Here is a 24,440-nt window from a genome sequence, read left to right as displayed (position 1 = left end):
TTACTTAGAAGAAACCAAGTGGGTTGATGTCGTAGCTTACCAATAGATTTTTTGTCTGCTGGTAGTGATCTAGCATCATCTTGTGGGTTTCGCGGCCAATGCCCGATTTCTTGTAACCGCCAAACGCAGCGTGAGCTGGATACAAGTGATAACAGTTCGTCCATACGCGACCTGCTTCAATCGCTCGGCCTACGCGGAATGCTACATTCGCATCGCGGCTCCATACACCAGCGCCAAGTCCGAAGCTTGTATTATTGGCAATCTCAATCGCCTCTTCTTCAGTTTTGAAGGTTTGAACAGCGATTACCGGACCAAAAATCTCTTCTTGGAACACACGCATGTGGTTTTCACCCTTCAAGATAGTCGGCTGAATGTAGTAACCTTCATCAAAGCCTGGTAGCTGCTCTTTCTCACCACCAGTGACGACCTGAGCCCCTTCTGACTTACCGATATCGATGTATTTAAGGATCTTTTCGAACTGCTCGCTAGATGCCTGCGCACCTACCATGGTGTCTGTGTCTAGTGGGTTACCGCGTTTGATCTTCTGAATTTTTTCCAAGACCTTTTCCATGAAGGCATCGTAAATGTCTTCTTGGATGATCGCACGTGAGGGACAAGTACATACTTCACCTTGATTGAAGTAACCAAGCACTAAACCTTCGGCACACTTATCAATAAACTCTGGCTCGTGATCCATAATGTCTGCGAAGAATAAGTTTGGTGACTTACCACCAAGCTCAACGGTAGATGGAATAAGGTTTTCAGCAGCACAGCGAAGGATATGCCCGCCAACAGGCGTAGAGCCAGTAAATGCAATTTTTGCGATTCTTGTGCTTGTTGCAAGGGCCTGTCCAGCCTCTGCACCGAACCCGTTAACGATGTTTAGTACACCCGGTGGTAGTAGGTCTTGGATTAGTTCGGCGAACAATAAGATAGATACTGGCGTTTGTTCTGCTGGCTTTAGCACCACTACGTTACCGGTAACAAGTGCTGGCGCAAGTTTCCATGCAGCCATAAGTAGCGGGAAGTTCCATGGAATGATTTGCCCAACAACACCATAAGGTTCGTGGAAGTGATACGCCACCGTGTTTTTATCAATTTCACCGATGGTGCCTTCTTGGCTTCGAATACAGCCTGCGTAATAACGGAAGTGGTCTGCGCACAGCGGAATGTCTGCATTAAGCGTTTCGCGAACGGCTTTACCATTGTCCCATGTTTCCGCAACGGCAAGTAGCTCTAGGTTTTCTTCAATGCGATCGGCAATTTTCAGAAGAATGTTAGAACGCTCAGCGACTGACGTATCTGCCCAGCCCTTTTTCGCAGCGTGAGCGGCATCTAACGCAAGCTCAATGTCTTCAGATGTTGAGCGTGGGATTTGTGCGATGTCGCTGCCGTCTACTGGAGATGTTGCGGTGAAGTACTCACCTTTAACCGGTGCTACCCATTCGCCATTGATAAAATTACCGTAGCTTTCTTTGAAGCTTACGACCGAACCTTCACTACCTGGCTTTGCATAAATCATAAGAAGTACCTTTTGATAACGTTGCGCGTACCACGCGCACTAACTTGGTTTGTTGTGTAGTTTGATAATGGTACTTTTACGCTGTACCTACCATGATGCGATAGACCGATTTGACTCCTACTTTAGGAGGGGAAACCTATGGCTACTTCTCACTCTTCTCGACAAAAGACACCGATTGAGACGCTGAAAGTTCTGCATCGCCGATGTAACCGTGTTTAGCCGCAATGGCTGAAAACTGGGAGGGCACCGCGTCGAGCTTTCGCTTAATGACGGTAAGTGCGTTAGAGACAGTCTTAGCCGATAGGCCCAACTCATCAGCAATATCGAAGCGGGATTTATTCATTGCTATCGCAATAAATATTTCGAACTCACGTTTTGTTAATTTGGCAGCAATGTCCACATTGGTATCGAGAAGTTGATTGGCTAAATTTACCGCCAGGCCTCGCTCAATATACTTTTGCCCTTTTGCGACGACCTTAATTGCCGAGATCAATATTTCAGGCGAACTACTTTTACTGATGTAACCCATAGCACCGGTTTGCATAGCACGGTGCAATATCACGCTGTCTTCGAACATACTAAAAAAGATAATTTTTAAATCTGGATGGTGCTTTAAAAATATCTTAGCCAGAACGAGGCCACTTTCATTTGAGAGATTTATGTCGAGGATTAGGATATTAATGTCACTGTTTGCCAGTAAGCGATGGGTTTGCGCACCGTTTTCAGCATCAAAAATACGGCAGTCTGGCATCATAGCATTGAGTAATGCTTTGTAACCTTCACGCACCACAGCGTGGTCGTCAACGATAAGAATATTCATGCTGCATTTATTCCTAACTCTGGCGATGACTGCGTAAGCGACAGTTGCAAGGATACGGTAACGCCGCCATCATCGGGTGACGTCACACTGCAATTTGCTCCTATACAACGTGCTCGGCTGCGCATTGAAGACATGCCAATATTTTCTACAATGTGGTTCCCTAATCCCCGACCGTTGTCTTTGACCATCACAGAAACACGGTGAGTATCGCCATAAATTTGAATGCTAACCTTGGTGGCCTTCGCATGCTTAATCACGTTGTTAATGGCTTCTTGTGCAAAACGATAAAGGTGAATATCTCGTTCACGGTCTTCTTCATAGCGCTTTAGATTAATTGACACGTCCCATTGCGTATCAGGCTGTGCTATTTCTTGTTCGTAAACCAGACGTTCTAGCGACGACTGTAAAGGTACTTTGTCCAATATCAGGGGGTGAAGGTGAGCAGTTAGCTTTCTAATTGCATCGCTTATTTGATGTGACATCACTTGAACCTTCTGCGCCGACAGTTCAACAACAGATCGCTCTTTTGCATTAACCAAAATATAGGCGTGGGCTTTTATCGTGGTCAGCAACTGCCCCACGTTATCGTGAAGTTCTCTGGCAAGATAATTACGCTCTTGCTCTTGAAGAAGCGCTAACTGCTTATCTATTTTAATGAGCTGCTTTTCTTTTGATTTAAGCGCATTTTGCAGGTGCTTAAATTGGTCTATCACCCTATTCATTTCGGTGATATCAGAGTGTGGCAAGGGCTGAGAGTCTTTTCCCTCTCTTAACTCAGACAATGCTTCTGCAAGCTGATTAAGTGGCACTAACCTTTGTTTAACCGCTACATTTAATGTGAATAGAAGCAGAACAAAGGTCGCAAAAAACAGCCCCGCTACTAAGGCAAAAAAAGTAAGATTCTGGGTGAGTTCAGTAGTATCGAAAGGCGTAACGATAAGATACTGATTTTCCTGAATTGGGATGATAACGGGTGCCAGTGCATTGCGTTCAGTCGTCGACATTACTGAAGGCTGTTCTGCCTGAAGACGGCCCGTGAAATAATGGGCGGATAAGTGAGGGCTAGGCTCTACAATTGCTTCGATATCAGCGACAGGGATATTGCGGATTACCATTTCTCGCACTTGATTGAGCGCGCCCGTCATCTCTTCCTCAATATTGTCTTGAATGTGGAAGTAAACCAGATAGCTAAACATCAAAAAGCAGCCAATGAATACGGCCACTATAGCTGTAGATATTTTTGTAAAACCCGACATATGCGCCCCTGCAAGCCTTTTATTACAGGCTTATGCTATACAGCATGCGCTCAAAAGCACATCCTGCAATAGGGGCGAATTCATCCTACCAAGGTAGGATAAAGTCAACGCCGTTTCACGACTGTACAGGTACTGGCTAAGTGTTAGTAAATGTGGTCGATTTAAAGGTGCGTGATGCTATCTGGTGGTATTCATCGGCTACAACAGCGCCCCTCTTTCTCCCCCAGCTCTGGCTGCTTCTTTCGCAAACTTAGACGTGTTCTAGGGGCGAGAACTTAATTTTCTTAACAAGACAGGTAAGGTAAAGGCCCCACGTAATGTTATCGCTACGATGGGTTAATCGATAAATCGAGACTGGTACCGCTCGACATTTTCTTGAAGCCATTGCGTGAACACTTGGAAGCGAGCTTGAGAGTGGGTTTCTTTATGCGTCGCCAACCAAAACGTGCGCTTAATGTGGATCTCATTTTCAATGAGGCGAACCAAGCCTGGTTGTTTCTCAGCCATGAATTTAGGCAAAATACCTACCCCTGCGCCATTGACAAGCATTTGATACTGCGCATTTATACTGGTACTGCGAAGGGCACTTAACTGTGACAGTGCGGTTTCTTCAATGAATTTCAATTGGGGGGCGTAAACCAAATCGGGAACGTAGCTCACTAAATTGAACGCGGAAAGGTCTTTTAATGTTTGTGGCTTATTGTCGCTGATAAGGGAATGATGGGTATAAAGATAAAGGTGATAATCAGTCAATTTTTGTGTAACTAGCAAACCTTTGCTGGGCTTTTCGAGCAAGATAGCCATATCGGCTTCTCGTTTGTTCAGGTTTAAAAAGCCGCTGGTTGCCACAAGCTCAATACTGATCCCCGGATACTGTTTTTTAAAATTGGGAAGCAATGGCGCCAAAAACCAACTGCCGAAACCTTCCGAAACACTCACCCTTATCGTACCTGCCAAATGCGAACGTTCATCACCTAATTCATTTTGGGCCTCTAGAAAGTAATGCTCTGCTTTTTCAATATACGTAACTAGCTCACTACCATGTGTGGTTAGCACATATCCCTTTTTAGTTAGCTCGAACAACTTGCAATTTAATGAGTCTTCCAGCTTTTTTACACGACGAATTAATGTCGTAGGGTCTACCTTTAAGCCTTTAGCTGCAATAGCTACACGACCATTTCTTGCTAAACCAAGAAATAAACGCATGTCATCCCAATTCACTTAAACACCTGCATTTTTACAGCACCATACTGCAAGTATATGTATTGCCTTTGCAAACACAAGGTTTCAATATTGTTAAAAATTACAGGAGCTATGTCATGAGAAAGATTGTTCACTTTATTGCAGGTAAAGATTTTGAGGATAGTAGTGAAAATACCGCGTCGGTATTTGCGCCTAACACCGGCGAAGTGCAGGCTGAAGTAAGCTTAGCTAACACTTCAACGTTAGCCTATGCGATTGAAACAGCCCAAGCTGCACAGGTTGAGTGGGCAGCGACAAACCCTCAACGGCGCGCTCGTGTTATGTTCAAGTTTAAAGAGCTAGTTGAAGCAAACCGCGACCGCTTAGCGGCACTATTATCTAGCGAGCACGGAAAAGTGTTGGTTGATGCACAGGGCGACATTCAGCGTGGTCTTGAAGTTATCGAGTTTGCCTGCGGTATCCCTCATGCGCAAAAAGGTGAGTATACCGAAGGCGCAGGCCCAGGTATCGATGTATATTCCATGCGCCAAGCACTGGGTGTAGTGGCAGGTATTACGCCATTTAACTTCCCGGCCATGATCCCTATGTGGATGTTCGGTGTGGCAATTGCCTGTGGTAACGCGTTTATTCTGAAACCATCGGAGCGCGATCCGTCTGTACCTGTTGAATTGGCAAAGCTTATGATTGAAGCGGGCCTTCCTGCAGGTGTGCTTAACGTTGTTCACGGTAACAAAGAAGTGGTTGATGGTATTTTGGATCATCAAACTATCAAGGCGGTGAGCTTTGTAGGCTCTTCTGATATAGCCAACTATGTATATGAGCGTGGCGCGCGTGCTGGTAAGCGCGTTCAAGCTATGGGCGGCGCTAAAAACCATGGCATCGTGATGCCTGATGCTGATTTAGATCAGGTGGTAACAGATCTGGTAGGTGCTGCATACGGCAGTGCTGGTGAACGCTGTATGGCGCTGCCGGTGGTCGTTCCAGTGGGCGATGAAACCGCTGAGAAACTGAAAGCCAAGCTTATTCCGGCGATTAAAGACATTATGGTAAGTCATAGTGAAGATCCTAACGCTCATTATGGCCCTGTGGTTACTGCTGCGCACAAAGAGCGCGTTGAAGGCTATATCGACCTTTGCATAGAAGAAGGTGCTGAACTTGTTTACGATGGCAGAACCAGTCAGATCCCAGACGACAGTCAAGGCTACTTCATCGGCCCAACGTTCTTCGACCACGTAACCAAAGACATGCGCTCATACCAAGAAGAAATTTTTGGGCCAGTGCTGCAAATGGTTCGCGCTAAAGATTTCAACGAAGCGGTCAACTTAGCAAGTGATCATCAATACGGTAATGGTGTTGCTATGTACACCCGTAACGGCCATGCGGCGCGTGAATTTGCGCAACGTGTAAACGTGGGCATGGTTGGGATTAACGTACCTATTCCTGTACCTGTTGCCTACCATACTTTTGGGGGCTGGAAGCGCTCTGCATTTGGCGATACCAATCAACATGGTATGGAAGGAGTAAAGTTCTGGACCAAGGTTAAAACCATTACGCAACGCTGGCCTGATGGTTCAGATACCAACGACAACGCCTTTGTTATTCCAACCATGGGCTAAGCAAGGAGATTTTTATGACCACTGTGGCATTTATCGGCCTGGGCAATATGGGCTCAGGGATGGCAGATAATCTGGTTAAGAACGATTACAACGTATTGGCTTTTGACTTAAGCGAAGCGGCACTGGCCAAAGCCAAAGAAGCAGGCTGCACTATTGCGCAAAGTACCGAGCAAGCTGCCGCTGAAGCTGACATCGTTATTACTATGCTGCCAGCGGGCAAGCACGTGCTGGATATCTACTCAAATCAGATCCTGACTTCTGTACACGAAGGCACCTTGCTTATTGACTGCTCTACTATTGACGTTGAAACAGCGAAAAATGTATCAGAACTGGCTGAGAAAAAAGGCCTTAAAATGCTCGATGCACCGGTCTCTGGTGGTGTTGCAGCTGCTGCGGGCGGCACACTTACCTTTATGGTGGGTGGCGACGCTGACGCGTTTGAAAAGGCCCAAGGCGTACTCGGCGCTATGGGCAAAAAAATTGTTCATGCGGGCGGTCATGGTGCGGGGCAAGCTGCGAAGATTTGCAATAACATGTTGCTCGGCGCGACCATGATTGCGACGTGTGAAAGCTTCCAGCTTGCACAAAAACTAGGCTTAGATGCGCAAGTGTTCTTCGATATCGCGTCAAATGCCTCGGGACAGACATGGTCAATGACCACTTACTGTCCTGTGAAAGGTGTAGGGCCTCAAAGCCCAGCTGATAACGATTTTGCAGGCGGTTTCGCCGCTGCGCTTATGCTCAAAGATTTGGGGCTGGCCATGCAGGGCGCGAAGGGCGTCAACGCGCAAGTACCTATGGGTGAGCTTGCTGCAAAATGGTTTGAAATGCATTGCGAAGAAGGCAATGCAGGTATGGATTTTTCATCAATAATTAGGCGATTAGCGTAAGAAAGCCACTTTTTCTCCGTCGGTCACTTTCCCTCAGAAGAGGTGGCCTTCTTGCTTAGCGAGTAAAGGATTTTACTCGCTCTTTTTTTATATTTTCCCTACCTGTCCCGCTTTTTTTTTGCGCTCTTGTTACCTCGCTATCTCTCTTATCAAGTGGAATTATTCCTTCGTTATTTTTAGTGTTCTCTTTTCATCATCCAGAAGCCATTTTCAGGTGACTTATTCGTTCTCACTCACATGGTTAAAACAAGCCAATTCTGCGTTCGGTCTACATCTTGCAATCCCGTATTTAGCCTAAGAAATTTACACTGCATTAAAGGGCTAAATTTTATACCCCCTTATGCAAAGCGATACTTTTACAACCGTGAAAATACTATACTTTTTAATGACTTACTTAACTCACCAAGCAATTTCACTAAACACATTGGTTCTCTATATCGCTCACTTAGAGCGCGCTTTGAGAAGCAGAGTGTCGCTAATTTCTAACGTTCAATTTCCTAAATTCAGTAAGTAAAAATAAAAGGAACACACTATGAAAAAGCGTATTGTTGCCGCTTCGACGGCAATTGTAGCTATTGGTTGTATTTTCGCCTTTATCGATACAACCCCCTCGGGCAAAAAAGAGGTAGCAGCGGCAAATGCTGAGACCAAATCTGTTGGTAAAGAAAGCGCTGTTGAAAGGCAACGAAACGGCAAAGTGTTATCGACCGGTGTCGATAACTTCAAACCAAAAAATGAAGCCGAGCTAAAAGCTCAGGCTACAACTACTACTAACGGTAGATCAGAGAAAGACACCATAGTCTGGACAACATCAGAAGATGGCAAAAAGGTACTTGAAGCAGAAGGCTATATTCCCGCTGACGTAACCGATGAAGCTTACATTGAGCTTGATCGTGAAGAATTAATGACGGTAGAAGTTGGCGAGTATCTCGATTTATACATCCCACAATTCGGTGGCAGTTACACCGGTGAAGTTGACCACGTTGTCACTCATCCAAACGGCGATCGTACCGTAGAGGCCCACATCCCAGGTGCGGGCTCTCTCTACGCCGCCGTTATAACGCTTGGCGAAAACGCCACCTACGGAAACTTAGCCACGCCTCGCGACGTGTTTGTGCTTGAAGGCAATGATAAATACGCGTGGATCGCACCAAAGTCTTCAATGATGCAAAACCACATCGAACGTGAACCCGACAGCGAACGCCCGCTTAGCGACGACAACGCCGAAGAAGTCTTCGATCTCGGTCAAAACTAATCCCCTAGTGCCTGTTGAGCTTCACAGGAAATTCAACAAGCTCAAATAAAACAACAAGAAGGAAATAAAAATGAAACACACATTTAAGTGTTTAACGGCAATGGCAGTTTCACTGCTTTGTGTAACATCAGTAACAGCAGCCACCATCGATGTAATGGTGCTTTACACCCAACCGGCTGCTAACAATGTGTCTAATATCGACACTAAAATTAACCAATACATCTCACACGCCAACCGTGTTTATCAAAATAATGCGATAGATTTACAGTTGCGTTTAGTGGGCGCTCAGTCTTCTGCTGCTACATCTAGCGACCTTCAACCTACAGAAAGTGCGCTAGACCTGTTAACTGATAGCAGTGGTGTGCAAAACGCACGATCTTCAAACGGCGCAGACATGGTTGTGCTTTTAGGTAATCGTGAAAACATTTATGAAGGCGGTCAGCTAGCGGGTTACGTGTGCGGCATTGGCTGGGTAGGCCAAGGCAACAACGGTACATTGTACTCTAGTTCGCAAAGCCGCATGTACAGCATCAGCGCCGTTGACTGCGGCCTGTCTACATTTGTTCATGAACTCGGTCACAATATGGGCTTAGGCCACTCTGTTCGCCAAGGTTCAGTAGGCGGTGTATATAATGATGGTATCGGTCACGGCGTTGATAATAACTTCTCAACTATCATGGCCTATCCTCAGGCGTTCGGTAGTGCCACCCAGCTAGACTATTTCTCTGACCCTTACTGGTCAGGCTGTAATGGCCAAGCCTGTGGCGTTGAAAACGAATCTAATGCCTACCGCGCAGTAAATGCGGTTATTAACCAAATTGCTAACTACTTCTAAGTAAGTAATTAATTAGGGGATAAATAAGGGAAAGCAGCCTTGCTTTCCCTTCAACCTAAGCCCCTGCAGATTGTTTACTCTTTAGGCTGCGTCAACATGTCATCATACGCATCCATTTCCCAAGGCAGTTCGCCTGGGCTGGTATCGAGGAAGTGCAAGTAACTTTCGAACTGATCTAAAATGTCCTTAGTAATACTTTCTTTATCATATCCGTAAATATCGTAAGCTTGCCCTCCGCGGCGAAGGAACACTTCAGCGCGAAAATATTTTTCCGACTCGTCTTCTTCTGAACGCAGCTCTGCGTAGCTAAACCCAGGCACTAAATATTCAGTCATACGGATATCGTAGATAAAATCCATGTGATCGTGACGCTCTACGGTAAAGGTGGCCCTTCCCGTTTCCTCATCAAGCTTAACAAACGCCTCCCACTCTCGCGCTTTCAAAGCAGCTTGTACGTCTTTCATTGCTGCAATCACAGTTTTATCAATAAACTCATGCACCTCATTTCGGCTTGGGTAATCGACCATTGCTGCGAGTCGGCCTTTTAGGCTAGTCGAGCGACCGTGGTTTCTATTTAGCGTATTCGCCTTCAAACTGTTATTTCGATAGCCTTCAATGACAAGCGCACGCCATAAACCTGCTGCAGACGCTAGCATAATGAAGGCGAATGGTAATGCGCTCGCAATGGTCATCGTTTGCAGAGCATTCAGCCCGCCAGCCAAAAGCAACACTGCTGCAACGGTTCCTTCCAAACACGCCCAGAAGATACGCTGCCAAACCGGGCTTTCTTCTTTACCACCAGAAGCAAGAGAATCGATAACCAGCGACCCAGAATCTGATGAAGTCACAAAGAACGTAATGATCAATAACACGGTCAAGCCTGACATGATTGACGCGCCAGGTAGCAAGTCATAGAGCTTAAATAAGGCCACCGCTTCGTTTTCCTGCACATCGCTAATGAGTGTAGTAACACCTTGGTTCATAATGGCATTTAGCGCGGTGTCGCCAAACACGGAAAACCAAAGGAAAGTGAACATGGTAGGCACAAGCATTACACCAAAAACAAACTGCCTAATGGTTCTGCCTCGACTTATTTTGGCGATAAACATGCCTACAAAAGGCGCCCAAGCGATGGTCCAGCCAAAAATAAACAGCGTCCAGTTGCCAATCCAATCGCTGCGACTGTAGGCCTGAAGATTAAAGGTACGCTCAATGATGCCGTTGATATAACTTCCTGTGTTCTGTAAAAAGGTTTCTAAAATATGAACCGTTTCTCCGAAGATAAAGACTGTGCTCATAAGCGATACAGCCAGCACCATATTGAGAATTGACAGCCTCTTAATGCCTTTATCCATGCCCGCGATAACCGATATTGTTGCGGCAATGGTTACGATAGCAATGGTGCCTACCTGCACCATGATATCAATGGGGATATCGCCAGAAAGATAGTTAAGCCCCGCATTGATCTGTGTAACGGATAGTCCGAGTGTAGTGGCGATACCAAATAATGTACCGAGAATGGCGAATACATCTACCGCATGACCTATAGGGCCATAAATTTTATCCCCTATCAGCGGATACAAAGCCGAACGGATAGACAAGGGCAAGCCATGTCGAAAAGCAAAATAGGCAAGAACCAAACCGACTAGCCCGTAGATCGCCCAGATGTGAAAACCCCAATGAAAAAATGCGATTTGCATGGCTTGTTTCGCCGCATCAACAGTTTCAGCTGCTCCTGCAGGCGGCGATGAATAGTGGAGAACGGGTTCAGCCACACCGAAATAGAGCAGTGCCACACCGTATCCTGCCGAAAATAACATGGAAAACCACTCGGGAAAGGCGTATTGAGGCTCAGCATGGTCTGGCCCTAATCTTATATTTCCCCAACTTGAAGACGCCACCGACACGATGAACACCAAGAAGATGGCTACCGATAGCATATAGAACCAGCCAAACGTTTGGGTTATCCATGCCAACGTACTGTCGAAGGCCTTTCCGGCAAGTTCGGGGTTACTAATTGTTCCGATAACCAATAGCAAAATAATAGCAACGGCGGGAATAAACACAGGAAGAAGAATGGTGGAGTTATTTACTTGGCCTTTCATAGCAAATCCCTTTTCACTTACAGGTAAGCTAATAACCTGTGAAAGTTTAAACACTTCCTTTTGTTACTAGCGGGGATCGAGTTTGGTTCAGGTCAGGCCAGATTAGACAAGGTGGTGGTGATCTCAGGACTTGTTTGAAAACCTAACTGCAAAAGGTAAGTTGGAAAGAATAAGGGTTCTGCATGGCTTCAGTTTAGAAAACGACAAGCAGAACCTTATGAGGTGTTTTAATTCACCAGGCTATTAATGATGCCCACCACAACATCCGCCTTCATGCTCAGCCCAGTTTTTAAGCTTGGTGGTTTTGCCTATACCTGGATTAAAGCTGTTAGTTGGGTCGAGTTCGCGGTAGAAATTTTTAAGTGCATCTTTAGCAAAATATTCATGACCCACATTATGCTCTGCGGGGTATTCAGCACTTCTTGCATCAAAGGTTTCTAGAATTTTGCCTTTCAACACTTTCGCGTCGGCGCCTTTCTTCAATACATAGTTTTGGTGCATAACGTGACAAAACAAATGACCATAATAGAGTTTGGTATCTATCTGGTCGTCTATTTCTTTAGGCAATACTTCAAACCAATCAGGGTCGTTACGGCGAAGTGCAACGTCTATGGTCATCATAGCGCCCACGTCTTTACTGTGCATTACGTGGTAGCGACCTATTGCTCCACCGGCAACAAAGCGGTGTAAAATCGCTTTATCAGCTTCTTCTTCCGTACACTCGAAGTAGCCACCTTCATTGGTTTTAAAGAACTCATTTAGATAGGCTTTAGCTTCATCTACCCCGTCGTTGCTCATTTCCAAAATCCAGTGATGCTGATATTTATCCCTAAACGCTTCCATGCGCTTGGGTAAGTGATTAGGAAAAATATAGCTCATGTACTGCATGACGCGGTCTGACATTTTGTTGGGTAAAAAACCTAACTTGTCGGTAAATGCGTCAAATTTGCGCTTAAATGCAAACAGCTTAGGAATGAATTTGGCGCCAAGCTTGCTGATAACGATAAACATATCTTTACCGTATTTCTTTGATACGTCGTAGCAGTCACGGTGAAGGTACTCACCCGAGTCTGGCAAGTTCTTGAAAGTAGAAAGTATGTCGCGGCGCACTTTGGTAAACACTGTGGCGTCGTTAGACCCCACATAAAATACCTGCTTTTTCTCAGGAATAGGAAACGTGTCTAGCCTTACTGCAAACACAGCTAGTTTGCCTGCACAGCCTGAAGCGTCGTGAAGTCGCCTGCCGTCGTTATTGAAACGCGATGGTGTGTCAGAGTCTACATCTCGTACACGCTCATCATATTCGTTATCTGAGGCGCGAGCGTCGGGGTGCTGAACATCAGTCTCTTTATAACGCTTGTTTTCAAGGTTATTTAAAATCTCTTCTGGTTCGCTCCCCAGGTTAATGCCAAGGTTGTTTACCAAAGATAACTTGCCGCTGGCATCAATTTGCGCAAAAAGAGCAAGCTCGGTATAGGCAGGACCTCGTTTAACCAAAGCGCCACCTGAATTGTTGCAGATTCCACCCACGATGGATGCGCCAATACATGAAGACCCAATCACTGAGTGAGGTTCACGGCCGTAAGGCGCAAGCTTCTCTTCCAATCCAAATAGGGTACTGCCGGCTAAACCTACAATTTGTTTACCATTATCTACCAGCTGAATTTCATCAATTCGCATAGTGCTTATAATAACAAGAGCTCTATCGTAATCTTTCCCGTCTGGCGTAGACCCCCCCGTTAACCCTGTATTTGCCGCCTGCATAATGACCGCAACATCGGCATCAACACACAGCTTCAACACACGCCAAATTTCCACCAATGTTCCCGGTCTTACTACCGCGAGCGCCTCACCTGCGCCAAAGCGAAATCCTTTTGTATATGGCTGCTTTTTCGCTTTATCTGTTAACAAATAGGCTTGCCCTACTACATCGCGCATAGATGCAATCAAAGACTGAGTGTCAACGTTTACGGTCATGATTCTCTCTGTGTTGAAGTGTTGGAAGGATGAACTTGGTGATGAACTATACACTAACGCCATTTTTAACAAAGGGGGAAGACGTTTTTTATAGATATAATTTACTTATATTTAATTCACCCACCACTAAAAAACGGCTATTTTTTCAGCGAAATTAAAATGACTTTTCACTGTTACATTTTGTTACGCTTTGGCGCTGCAAGTAAGACCACAAGAGTATTGTAAAGCTATTGTATAGTTCGTAAGGTTGATATACACGAAAAGGAGCTTTCATGTCACACCAAGCGTTCGTTTTAACAAAAAGTAGTTTCTCGGAGAATACTAAAAAGGATGGGGCTTACGAACGATTCCTTAGTATTTTGCCCTCGTGTGGATTTAACGTTACGACTGGCGCTATCCATCCGCCTAGAAGCGTACTTAATAACACTTATACCTTCTTCATTGATGCTCAGTATTGTGACCTTGCCGCTATGTTCAGCTTGCCGGTCGTTAACGATTACCCTGAATTAAACAAGGTGATTTTCAACGTGCCAGAAAGTAACATAGACTTTCATTACGCGGCACTTCAACACGGTATCAATGGGGTGTTTCATATCGAAGATAGTTTGGAGTTGTTAGTTAGAGGTGTTCAGCAAGTTCAGGCAGGCAACAAATGGTTTAGTCGCGAAATTATGAGCCGTTATATTGATGCCAACCTAGTGCCAAAAACTAAGCCCGTTGCTGCGCTTCAGTCGTCAACCACAGTGTTAACTAAACGGGAACTTGCCATCACACGTAAAATTGCCGATGGTGCGCAGAACCAAGAAATTGCAGACTGCTTGCATATCAGTGTGAATACAGTGAAAACACACGTATACAGCATATTTAGGAAAACAGAATGCAGAAATAGGGTTGAACTCATCAAATGGTTCGATCATCAGTTTAGTCAGCCCCAACAGGTGAGTTACTAAACCGACAATCAATTGAAGTATGAATGATGTATGGCGCTTATGCTTTAGCGCGCCATACCCCTTTCTCCATACCTTGTAATACTAATTCACTTACCGCTTTCTCTATGCTTTGCTTAACGCATTCAAACATGGGTTCGTTGGTGGTGTAACCCGTTTCGGCTTCAAGCAAACGCTTTAGCGAGACATACCGAAACAATCCCGCTCTCACCTCTTGGCTTAGCACTTTCTTAGATGTTGAAACCGATACCAATACCTGACCCGTTCTCACATCAACCGCGCGCATATAGATAGAAATTTGATCTTCTCTGAACAACTCACTTGCGCCTACACCGAAGTATTCAACGCCAGCTCCGCCAGTACGAATGTTTGTGTCGTAGCTGATTATGCCGCCTTCTATAATAATTCTAGCTGTAGTGAGTGGCGGCAACTCACCACCATTGCTTTCGTCAGCTCGAATAATTTTTCGCTCGGTAAGAATGTTTTGCAGTCCTTCGCGCTCAACGGGCAAAAACCACGATGTTTCACTTAAAGTCTGAACAAGAATAGAGGTTGCGCCCTGAGTCACCGCAGTAGAAAACGAACTTGCCCCAGAGCTCGGCTTGTATTGCCCGGTCTGATCTCTAAACGCATACACGGAAACGGGAATTTGCCCCATAGGCGCGGGCAAGCTTTTTACTTCAGATAATGTGGCACTGTCTTTAACTACATCAGCGACCGTTGTATCAGGCGGTAGTGTATTGGTGATAGACTGACATCCTGTAAGCGCCATTGCCATTATTAAAAAAACGGTACTTCTCATGTGTTTCCTTACCCAAACCGTGGAATTTCAACGACAGTAACCTCACCTGTCAGTAAGTTAGTAATGTTCACAACAATGCTGTCAGGATTGCTTGTTATAAGCTCTACCTGAAAGTCACCACTAACAAAAATACTATCCTGATTGAATATGCTGTCTATCGGGTTGCCGTCTTCATCATATTCTTGTTCACCAAATGCAATATCCGTAATTTCTCGAACGATACGGTTAATGTAGGCACGTTCTAGTGAGTCTTGAAGTCGCTCATCGTATGAGCGTTCGCTTAGTGGAGCGCTGTGCGCATTTTGCGAATTTGCTTTACTTAATAAAAATGAGCCGTTAAGTGGGTTGCCACCAAAAGACGGGTTTATTGGCTCATAAACTAATTCAGTTGCCTGCGTTATTGCAGGCGCTACTACCGTCGCCACTGCAAGCGCTGCAATTACAATTTTTTTCTTCATTACCATTCGTCCCCTGCTAAATCTGGGCTTCTACTGTCTATACTCGCATTTGCTACTGCGTCTAATACCAACATGATTGCTTGCTGCACTTTCTCATCTATCGGAACTTGCCTACGCCCCATATAAGTTTGGTAAACCACTTTGTTGTCGTAGATTACTGATAGCAAGGTACCTGCTTGAGGCACTATGATTTCTTTGACTACCAGGTTTTTACCTGAGCTGTCGGGAACCTCCCGCCAATATTGACTAATTCGAGAAGCGAATTCGTGCCCTTGGCGACTTATACTGTTATCGAGCAGTAACCCGCCTAAGCGAATTTCTTCCGCGTGAATCGGAGAAAAGAGCACACCTAAAACTAGTGTGAGAAAGGAGAATCGATACAGATACTTCATTTTATTGAACTGAGCCGGGCACTCGCCCGGCTATTCACTTTGTACGTTAGTACATTTACATCTGAACAACGGTAGCTACGTTGTAGTCACCAACTTGTGTAACACTTACCGTGCCGCCATTGCCAGTGATGCTACCTGTAACTAAGTTGTCGTTACCCATTTGCGTAACTTCAAACGTATTCATATCACCAGAAATAACAAACTGCCCCCCCGCATCAGCGGTTACCCAGTTGCCTGCGCCTTCTTGCATAACGCTTACTATGTTGTCGTTACCGTTAACAAGCAGATCTAGCAGGTTGAGTTCCCCGGTTTGAGCAACCATAATTTCGTTGCCGTTCGATGAAATATCACGTGCCAATTCCACCGATGCTGTATTCTCATTACCTTCTTGAGACATTTCGATTAGGTTTGCATCTGCGATATATGTCGAATCACCGATACCCGCTTGAGCTAGCGCGAGGTTAAAGTCACCATCTTGTTCTATTTCAACTGTGTTGAACCAACCGTCGAAGTTCACTGTGCTAATTTCATTAGCATCACCTACTTGAGTTAAATCGAACTCGTTGAAAAGACCGATTACCCCTGCATAAGCGGTGTTTCCCTCACCCACTTGGTTTATTTCAAAGGTATTGGCTCCACCGCCGATTGTTTCAACCGTCGCTAAGTTTACATCCCCAATTTGATCGATGTTCACTTCGTTATCCGAACCTTCGAACGCACCCGTAGCAATTTCATTGCCATCGCCGTCTTGTTCGAACTCAAGCACATTACCGTCGCCAATCATGGTCCAACCGATAACGTTCTGGTCGCCATCTTGGTCAATTTCAACTTCATTGTCAGACCCGATTACGGTTAAATCTGAAATGTTGTAGTAACCATCTTGAATAACGTCAATTACGTTAGCATCGCCGCTAAGTTCACGAACATAGGATTCGTGCCAATCGCCACTTTGGTCAACAAAGACCGTATTGTCGTTACCAGAAATCGCGTTATTAGCCCAATTGCCACCATCGCCCTGATAAACTGACAAGGTATTTCCACTGCCCGAAATGCTATTTATTGAACGGCTGAAAATAAAACCAAACGGACCGCCGTCACCTAACTGAACCAGTGAGACCATGTTGTCGTCGCCTTCAACTACAAAATCTGCGGTACTGTTTAAACTGTCTTGCTCAGATTCCAAGAAGTTGCCATTTCCAGTAACGCTCGCGTAGAAGGTGTTGCCTGATTGCATTTGCGAAGCAAGAACTTCGTTTGCGTCACCCGTTACCTCAACAAATATGGCGTTTAGGTCGCCCTCCTGGCTTAAAACTGATTCATTACCTACTTCGTTTCCCTCTGGTGCCGTTTGGGTTAGCGTAATTTCATTGCCTTCTGCCGCAGCTACAAAATCTGCTGTGGCGTTAAAGTCGACAGTTTTAGTCGCAGGAACTTCCTGAGCTGACGCCCATCCTGACGCTGCTACTAAAAGCAATGCACTCGCTATTTTTGTTTTTTTCATTTTCACATTTGTCTCCCTATGGCAATCACATCATTCTTGATATTGTGTGATGTTAATCACCATTTCGTTCCCTATCTGATAAACAGTGAAAGACTGTTCACCCAATTGATTAACATTGGCAACATTGTCGAACCCATCTTGAATAATTTCGAAATAATTGTTGTTGTTTTGCTGCAGCAAGTTAACAACGTTACCTTCACCTAGTTGAGTGATGATAGCTTCGTTATTACTGCCGTTTTGAACAACGTTAGATAGGTTGGCGCCGTTGCCGCTTTGGATAATGTTAGTTATGTTATTTAGCCCAAACTGACTGACAGCAATGAAGACCGTTTCATCGTCTATCGTAATAGCTTGAGCATTCAGACTCATTGAAAGAGAAGATTCCACCATGTCGGAACTTGTTGACAAATCGGACTGTTGGGCATGGACAGGGGAATTGACGGTTAAAAGACTACATACCGTTAAAGCTGAAAACACAGTAGCTTTTATTGCACCTAGGTGTTTAGTGCATTGGTATTTTTTAACCTTTAGTTTCTTGTCCATGAGAACGACTACTTCCTTAATTAACAACAAAGGTGACCCTTTTATAAAACGCTTTAAAAGCACAAGAAACCATCACTATTAAGTTGTATTTATAACGGCAAAATAACGTCTGCTGCCCTGAAACCTGCGGGCTAGCGAAAAACACTCATACTTTAGTGCTAGATTTGACTAAAAATGAACAGGAAAAATACATTGGTTAGACCACATATTTGCTTTGCGGTCCAACGCTTTGCATTCACTCTAATTTCTAATAAATAAGTACCACTTCACGTCATACCTCGACGTATTCCCTAATGGTTAAGTATTATTTTTGAACAAAATTTAAGGTTAGGGGTGGCAGGTTTTTAAATTTGCGTTATAAGTTTTAACCGTTAGTTATATCAGACCGAACGAGAAGGTTCTGTGATTAAAGCATTCTTGCTAATTATGGAATCTAACTATGAAAACAACGCCTTTTAAAACAGGCCTTTCAGCACTGTCATTAGCCCTACTTCCGCTAATGGCTTCTAGCCACGCACATGCCGCGAAAGCCGAAATTTTCGATGACAGCGTTATTGTTGTATACAAAGAAAATGTGAGCAAAGCGGAAAAAATGCGCGCTCGTTCATCAGTGGGCGCAAGAATTAGCGACGCTAATCGAGATGAGGTTGATGATCGCTTCGCCAACCTTCTAAATGGCCGCATTGCCAAACTTCAACTTCGTGGAAAATCGGTTAAAGACGCCATTGAAACGTTGAAGAAAAACCCGGCGGTTAAAATTGCCGAGCCAAACTTTTTATATCGCAAAGCATTGATTCCTGACGACCCGTCTTACGGTGATCTTTGGGGCTTGGATAATACCGGGCAAGCAGGAGGCACTGCAGATGTAGATATCGATGCACCAGAAGCATGGGATATTACAACAGGTGATAGCGATGTAGTGATAGGTGTTATCGATACCGGCGTTGACTACAACCATGAAGACCTTGCAGATAATGCATGGGTAAACCCAGGTGAAATCGCCGGCAACGGTATTGATGATGATGGCAACGGCTACATTGATGACGTTTACGGAATTGATACAGCAAACGGTGATACCGACCCTATGGACGATGATTCTCATGGTACGCACGTAGCTGGGACTATTGGCGCTGTGGGCGGAAACGGTGTAGGTGTAGTGGGCGTAAACCACGATGTGTCTATCGCTGCCTGTAAATTCCTCGGTGCAGATGGAACGGGGTCAACCGCTGGCGCTATCGAATGTATTGATTACTTCACCGACCTGAAAGAAAACCGTGGCGTCAACGTAAAAGCTACGAACAACAGCTGGGGCGGTGGCGGCTACAGTGAAGCGCTAGAGACCGCTATTGAAGTGGCAGGCCAAGCTGGAATTTTGTTTGTTGCTGCAGCAGGTAACTCTGGTTCAGACAATGACAACGTCGACAACTATCCGTCTAACTATGTCACTACAACAAACAGTTTATTGGCAGTTGCAAGCCACACTAGAACTGACGGCGATAGCGGCTATTCATACGGTCTGGAAACGGTGGATATTGCAGCGCCAGGTACAGCTATTTTATCTACTATACCGGGCGACGGCTACGCCGCATACTCTGGTACATCAATGGCTACGCCACATGTTGCCGGTGCAGCAGCCCTTGTATGGTCGTTAAACCCAGAGCTTACGCCGTCAGAAATGAAAGAGCTGTTAATGACTACCGGTGAAACGAGCCTTTGGGCTGACGGTCGCACAGTTTCAGGCAACCGTCTTAATGTGCTGAATGCATTAGAAGAAGCCGACCCAACACCTGGCTTTAAACTAGGCATCACACCAGGCTCAGCGGAAATTGAGGCGGGTGAAGCTTATACCTTCACTATTGAAGTAGGCTCTATCGCGGGCTACGATGAAGAAGTGCAGCTTTCTCTTGCCGAAGAAAGTGACATTGCCTATTTAAGTGCTAGCACCGCAATGCCTGGCGACACTGTTTCGCTAACAGTAGAAACCTCTGAAGATACCCCTTGGGGCGCTTATAGCTTTACTGTTAATGGTGTAAGCGGTGATATTGAGAAGTCTAAATCTGCCAACCTTTACGTTTACCCGCAAGGGCTAAACGAATTCCCTTACGCATATTCAGGCGATGCTGTACCTACGTTACCGAATGAAGAAGATCCAGATGATGTAGGCGTTGACCTAGTGATAAACGTACCGGATGACTTAACGGTATTTGGTATGCAAGCGTCGGTAGACATCACGCATACATATAGTGGTGACCTAGTACTATCACTTACCTCCCCTCAAGGGACAACTACCGTTCTGCGTCAAAACCAAGGTGGCGGTACAGATGATATCGTTGAGAGCTATAACACTGATGCCTTTAACGGCGAAGTGGCAACAGGCGATTGGACCTTGAACGTGCTTGATACCTTCAACGGTGATAACGGTACCGTTAACACATGGAGCCTAGTCGTTACCGGTATTGGTGAAGTAGGACCAACACCGCCAAACTCCGCGTTTACGTACGACGCTTCAGGTCTATCAGTAAGCTTTACTAACAATAGCAACGACGTTAATGATGACATTGTTAGCTACAGCTGGGACTTCGGTGATGGTGCGACTTCAACAGAAGAGAACCCAACTCATGTTTACGCAAGTACAGGTGCCTATGATGTAACCCTTACGGTTACTGACTCTGAAGGCCAAACTGGCGTTTCGACAGAGACAGTGTCGGTTTCAGACAGCAATATTGTTGCCGAGATTGACCGCGCTATGCTTTCTCGCTTCGGTTCACTACGTGTAGATTTATCTTATAGCGGCTCAATGGCTGATACTGTGATGATTTATCGTAATGGTGAACTACTTGAAGAAGTAAGCAATACTGGTCGTTATCGCGATAGAAGTCGTGGCGTTCAGCCTGGTGAATATACCTATATGGTGTGTGATGAAACGTCTGCTTGTTCAGCGCCAGTGACGGTAAACCTTTAATACCGCGTATGGTATTGCTATTACACGCAAAGTGATTATTAGCACTTACACTGCTAAACACTAAAGCTAAAGTAACTGCCGGCCATGGATAGGCCGGCATTTTTATGCGAGAAATAGAATGCATCATCAATCTAAGCCATCGGCTTATTCCCTATAAGAAAAATACAACGTACACTTGATGCATTAAAAAATAGATTGATTTTTTCATGCACATACTCCTCATTGATGATCATGAAATTGTAAGGGACGGCATTAAGACTCTCATCGAGCAAGAGTATGGCTGGCACGTCGCTTACGCTGTAAGTTCATTGAGCGCACTCCCCGCCTTCGCATCTCTAGATGACATAGATGTAGCAGTTTTGGACATTTCCTTAGCTCAAGAAAATGGTTTTGACACGCTTATCAAAATTAAGAAAGAGGCACCTTTTGTTAAATGCTTGATGCTAAGCATGTACGATCACGTGGGTTATATTAGTAAAGCGCTTGAGCTTGGCGCCGATGGCTACGTTACAAAAAGTGCCGCTACAAAAGAGTTGATGGACGCACTTGAGTCACTAGAAAAAGATGAAAACTACCTAAGTTCAGATATCAGTAAGAAATTAGCGTTTGGCGATAAGCGTCTGACTTCCATTCTTACAGAAAGAGAAAAGGAAGTTTTTTTACTACTAGCTAAAGGTTTCCAACCCAAGCAAATTGCCTATCACATAGATACAGCGCCAAAAACAGTGATGGTTCACAGAACTAACATTTACAAAAAACTGAATGTTACGTCTCAATTTGGCTTGCTTCGTATAGCATTAGAAACCGGATACTTAGATGTATCTGACGTCATCTATGACGACACCTTAGTCAAAGCGGATTAATGAATATCAGGCGGTATATCAACACTACCTATTTGATGATGGGTTTGATATATACCGGTCTATTTCATAGCGTATGGCTATTTAGCACCCAGTTTGAAATTATATCAGGGACTGTGAGTTGGTATTTACCTGCTGGCGTTCGCTTAGCCGCCTTTTTGTTATTGCCGTTAGCAAGCTGGCCGTTGTTACTTTTTTCAGAAAAATTAACCCACTTCATTTTATTCCATCCAGGGGGCGTTCTTGATAACACCGCCTTTTTAAGCGGAAGTGTCGGCTGGTATGTAGTGCACTTGTTCATATCACCCGCGGTAGTTTGCGGATGTGTTTATGTCTTTAGACGCCGTTTTGCAGCACCTTATTTCGATAATGTCCGCAGTACCCTTGCCACCTTGGCATTCGGCGTGCTGATAAGCGTAGCGCTAGGGGCAGTGTTTCTAGGCAGAAGGGCTATTGAAGTACAAACTGACGTAGCGGTTTTTCTTTCGATTTTGTTCGATTTTTCTCTTGGTGACTTTGTAGGAATTATTGTTCTTTGCCCCCTTCTATTTGCGCTTTACACTCGCCAGTATATTAATAAAAGTGAATCAACACTGTTTATAACCGCGGGGACATGGTTACTTACTTTAGTTTTCAGTAGTTATCTTTACTCTAAAAATATTAATATCAGCTATCAAATTAAATACCTGGCGGTATTTCCTGCCCTCTTCTTATCGTATCGCTATGCTGTGTTTGGTAGTGCGCTATCTTGTTTTTTTATTGGTATTACAGCGTTTGTGGTAGCCAGTCAGAGCGCATTACCTCCCATAGAGCATCAATTTTATATTTTAGCGCTATGCGTAAGTTGTCTCATCCTAGGGTCTTCTATCAACCAGTCGAGTAAATTGAATAACAAACTGGCCCAAAACAACGAGGACCTTGAAATTGCAGTGCAAAACGCACAAGCCCTCGCTGCCAAGCTAGTAGCAGTACAAGAGGATGAAAGAAAGCGTTTATCTCGCGATCTGCACGACGATTTTGGTCACCGCATCGTCGATTTAAAACTTCAGTTATCATTGATTGACACAACCAAAGACCACGAGATATTAATCAGCAAAATAGATGCTTTGTACCAGGCAATGAAAAAGAGCCTAGGCGGTTTACGTCCCTCTGGTATCGACACTCTTCCCATCGAGAGCGTGATCGAACGCTCTGACATCATAACTACGCTTAAGCGCGCAAAAATAGATTTTTCTTTCAATCTTAGCGGCGCGCCTATTAATTTTAAGCCCGAGCAGAAAATACACATCTATCGGATAGTTCAGGAAGCGGTAACAAATAGCATCAAATATGCTGAAGCGAAGACACTTTCTATTGATATTTCCTATGAGTCGCAAAGTGTTATCTTCACTGTAGCAGATGATGGTGCGGGTATACCCGACACCATTGAAGGTTCAGTTAACGCTAAGCCCACACTCGGCCTGCTTTCCATGAAAGAGCGCGCTAAGTTGATAGATGGAACCCTCAATATAAGCCGCGATTACCCGCTGGGAACTGTAGTACGCCTTTCTATTCCCACTAACAATATCCAATAACAGCTTTTCATTTTGCTTTTTGTGCTACATTGATGTTGATTTAACTACTATTTTGATAACCGTATGCAAAAAAACTTCACTACTCGCCGAGCCCGCTTTTTTAGACAGTGCCTGAACATTGCTGTCCTAATTGCCACTTTCACCACGTTAAATGGCTGTGTAAGTACTCAAAGTGAAAGTCCTTACACTTACGCTCCGTCTGCATCACCCTATCAAGATGTGGTTAGTGCACAGCAGCGAGCTGTGGAACAAAGCAAATTACTTTTGGTTGTACTGGGTGCTCAGTGGTGCCACGACAGTACTGGCTTAGCTGAGCGTTTTGCGACAAAGGAAATGGACCTTATTCTACGCGCTCATTATGAAACCGTATTTGTTGATGTGGGAACACTTGAAGACAGAAGAAATATAACCGAGCGATTTGACTACCCGATTTACTATGCAACGCCAACTGTGATGGTTGTTGAGCCTAAAACCAGTGCTTTGCTAAACAGAACGACCATGGATATCTGGGGGCGCGCCGATAGCATTCCTTTGTCGGAGTACATTCAATATTTCTCTCGCTTTCCTGCAATGACAGCTGCCCAAAAAGCCCCGTTTATTAATTGGCAAGCGACTGACGAAGAAAAAGCCTACAACAAAGAGCAAGCACTGAGATTACAAAGCGCTTACGACAAACTTAGTCCTCTGCTTGCTCAAGATTTACAAGGTGATACCCCAGAAGAACTTAACCAGCTATGGAGAGAGACCAAAGGGTTTCGCACTGAACTGCAAAAAACGCTGATAAAGCGCGCCGAACTTACGTTAGATTCTGAGAATGGCAACGGAGTCAACACCACGCCAGCATTGCGACACTACAATCCGTTTTCTTGGGAACAGAATTAATACCAGTCCACGTAGATCATTAGCCACTCAGCGAGAGTTA

At 44.9% G+C, this 24,440-nt stretch carries 20 protein-coding genes; 9 read left to right on the top strand and 11 right to left on the bottom strand.

All coding sequences use genetic code 11. The features are described from left to right. Window positions 1–4: 4 nt before the first annotated feature. The 4 genes from exaC to ACXAER_RS13730 form a co-directional block, all read right to left on the bottom strand. Window positions 5–1,522, bottom strand: coding sequence for an acetaldehyde dehydrogenase ExaC (gene exaC, locus ACXAER_RS13745; protein WP_474830073.1), 1,518 nt, complete (start codon window positions 1,520–1,522; stop codon window positions 5–7). Window positions 1,523–1,664: 142 nt separating this feature from the next. Next, window positions 1,665–2,342, bottom strand: a complete 678-nt coding sequence (locus ACXAER_RS13740; RefSeq protein ID WP_474830070.1) for a response regulator — start codon at window positions 2,340–2,342, stop codon at window positions 1,665–1,667. Beyond that, the gene (locus ACXAER_RS13735) at window positions 2,339–3,598 is read right to left on the bottom strand and encodes a sensor histidine kinase (protein WP_474830068.1); all 1,260 of its coding nucleotides are present in this window, start codon (window positions 3,596–3,598) and stop codon (window positions 2,339–2,341) included. The genes ACXAER_RS13740 and ACXAER_RS13735 overlap by 4 nt, the downstream gene beginning before the upstream one ends. 336 nt (window positions 3,599–3,934) lie before the next feature. Then, on the bottom strand, window positions 3,935–4,819 hold the full coding sequence (locus ACXAER_RS13730; protein ID WP_474830066.1) for a LysR family transcriptional regulator: 885 nt from the start codon (window positions 4,817–4,819) through the stop codon (window positions 3,935–3,937). 98 nt (window positions 4,820–4,917) lie between these two features. On the opposite strand from ACXAER_RS13730, the gene ACXAER_RS13725 reads away from it, so the two are divergent. The 4 genes from ACXAER_RS13725 to ACXAER_RS13710 all read left to right on the top strand — a co-directional run bounded on the left by ACXAER_RS13725 (window position 4,918) and on the right by ACXAER_RS13710 (window position 9,397). Further along, window positions 4,918–6,417: a CoA-acylating methylmalonate-semialdehyde dehydrogenase gene (locus tag ACXAER_RS13725; protein ID WP_020744244.1), complete on the top strand. Its 1,500-nt coding sequence runs from the start codon at window positions 4,918–4,920 to the stop codon at window positions 6,415–6,417. A 14-nt stretch (window positions 6,418–6,431) separates the two neighbouring features. Then, the gene (mmsB, locus tag ACXAER_RS13720) at window positions 6,432–7,307 is read left to right on the top strand and encodes a 3-hydroxyisobutyrate dehydrogenase (RefSeq protein WP_474830064.1); all 876 of its coding nucleotides are present in this window, start codon (window positions 6,432–6,434) and stop codon (window positions 7,305–7,307) included. A gap of 532 nt (window positions 7,308–7,839) precedes the next feature. Then, window positions 7,840–8,562: a lipocalin/fatty-acid binding family protein gene (locus ACXAER_RS13715; RefSeq protein WP_474830062.1), complete on the top strand. Its 723-nt coding sequence runs from the start codon at window positions 7,840–7,842 to the stop codon at window positions 8,560–8,562. A gap of 70 nt (window positions 8,563–8,632) precedes the next feature. Further along, window positions 8,633–9,397 (top strand): zinc-dependent metalloprotease family protein, encoded by a 765-nt coding sequence (locus ACXAER_RS13710; RefSeq protein WP_474830060.1) that lies wholly within the window; start codon window positions 8,633–8,635, stop codon window positions 9,395–9,397. A 74-nt stretch (window positions 9,398–9,471) separates the two neighbouring features. On the opposite strand, the gene ACXAER_RS13705 is transcribed toward ACXAER_RS13710, so the two are convergent. Together ACXAER_RS13705 and dld are read right to left on the bottom strand one after the other, a co-directional pair. Further along, complete coding sequence (locus tag ACXAER_RS13705; protein WP_474830058.1) at window positions 9,472–11,502, bottom strand: BCCT family transporter; 2,031 nt, start codon at window positions 11,500–11,502, stop codon at window positions 9,472–9,474. A gap of 243 nt (window positions 11,503–11,745) precedes the next feature. After that, window positions 11,746–13,479, bottom strand: coding sequence for a D-lactate dehydrogenase (gene dld / locus ACXAER_RS13700; protein WP_474830056.1), 1,734 nt, complete (start codon window positions 13,477–13,479; stop codon window positions 11,746–11,748). Window positions 13,480–13,751: 272 nt separating this feature from the next. Between dld and ACXAER_RS13695 the strand changes: the two genes are divergently transcribed. Next, entirely contained in the window at window positions 13,752–14,429 is a 678-nt protein-coding gene (locus ACXAER_RS13695; protein WP_474830054.1) for a helix-turn-helix transcriptional regulator, read from the top strand. Window positions 14,430–14,466: 37 nt separating this feature from the next. Here ACXAER_RS13695 and ACXAER_RS13690 read toward each other — a convergent pair whose 3' ends face one another. The 5 genes from ACXAER_RS13690 to ACXAER_RS13670 all read right to left on the bottom strand — a co-directional run bounded on the left by ACXAER_RS13690 (window position 14,467) and on the right by ACXAER_RS13670 (window position 18,122). Then, window positions 14,467–15,228: a CsgG/HfaB family protein gene (locus ACXAER_RS13690; RefSeq protein ID WP_474830052.1), complete on the bottom strand. Its 762-nt coding sequence runs from the start codon at window positions 15,226–15,228 to the stop codon at window positions 14,467–14,469. 8 nt (window positions 15,229–15,236) lie between these two features. Further along, window positions 15,237–15,686, bottom strand: a complete 450-nt coding sequence (locus tag ACXAER_RS13685) for a curli assembly protein CsgF (RefSeq protein ID WP_474830050.1) — start codon at window positions 15,684–15,686, stop codon at window positions 15,237–15,239. Next, window positions 15,686–16,033 carry a CsgE family curli-type amyloid fiber assembly protein gene (locus ACXAER_RS13680; RefSeq protein ID WP_474804935.1) on the bottom strand — a complete coding sequence of 116 codons (348 nt, stop codon included), beginning with the start codon at window positions 16,031–16,033 and terminating at the stop codon, window positions 15,686–15,688. The genes ACXAER_RS13685 and ACXAER_RS13680 overlap by 1 nt, the downstream gene beginning before the upstream one ends. Window positions 16,034–16,133: 100 nt before the next feature. Then, complete coding sequence (locus ACXAER_RS13675; protein ID WP_474830047.1) at window positions 16,134–17,579, bottom strand: autotransporter outer membrane beta-barrel domain-containing protein; 1,446 nt, start codon at window positions 17,577–17,579, stop codon at window positions 16,134–16,136. 30 nt (window positions 17,580–17,609) lie between these two features. Further along, the gene (locus ACXAER_RS13670; RefSeq protein ID WP_474830045.1) at window positions 17,610–18,122 is read right to left on the bottom strand and encodes a curlin subunit CsgB; all 513 of its coding nucleotides are present in this window, start codon (window positions 18,120–18,122) and stop codon (window positions 17,610–17,612) included. Between the two features lie 439 nt (window positions 18,123–18,561). Between ACXAER_RS13670 and ACXAER_RS13665 the strand changes: the two genes are divergently transcribed. From ACXAER_RS13665 to ACXAER_RS13650, 4 genes are all read left to right on the top strand, one after another. Further along, window positions 18,562–21,084, top strand: coding sequence for a S8 family serine peptidase (locus ACXAER_RS13665; protein WP_474830043.1), 2,523 nt, complete (start codon window positions 18,562–18,564; stop codon window positions 21,082–21,084). A 206-nt stretch (window positions 21,085–21,290) separates the two neighbouring features. Then, window positions 21,291–21,947, top strand: a complete 657-nt coding sequence (locus ACXAER_RS13660) for a response regulator (protein WP_474804927.1) — start codon at window positions 21,291–21,293, stop codon at window positions 21,945–21,947. Continuing rightward, window positions 21,947–23,518 carry a sensor histidine kinase gene (locus ACXAER_RS13655; protein ID WP_474830041.1) on the top strand — a complete coding sequence of 524 codons (1,572 nt, stop codon included), beginning with the start codon at window positions 21,947–21,949 and terminating at the stop codon, window positions 23,516–23,518. Before ACXAER_RS13660 ends, ACXAER_RS13655 begins: the two co-directional genes overlap by 1 nt. Window positions 23,519–23,581: 63 nt before the next feature. Next, complete coding sequence (locus ACXAER_RS13650; protein ID WP_474830039.1) at window positions 23,582–24,400, top strand: thioredoxin family protein; 819 nt, start codon at window positions 23,582–23,584, stop codon at window positions 24,398–24,400. Window positions 24,401–24,440 lie beyond the last annotated feature (40 nt).

It is taken from the genome of Alteromonas sp. AWJ4_199, assembly GCF_056159165.1.
Note: the sequence above shows the minus strand (reverse complement) of the source record. Positions and strands in the feature narration are given on the sequence as shown.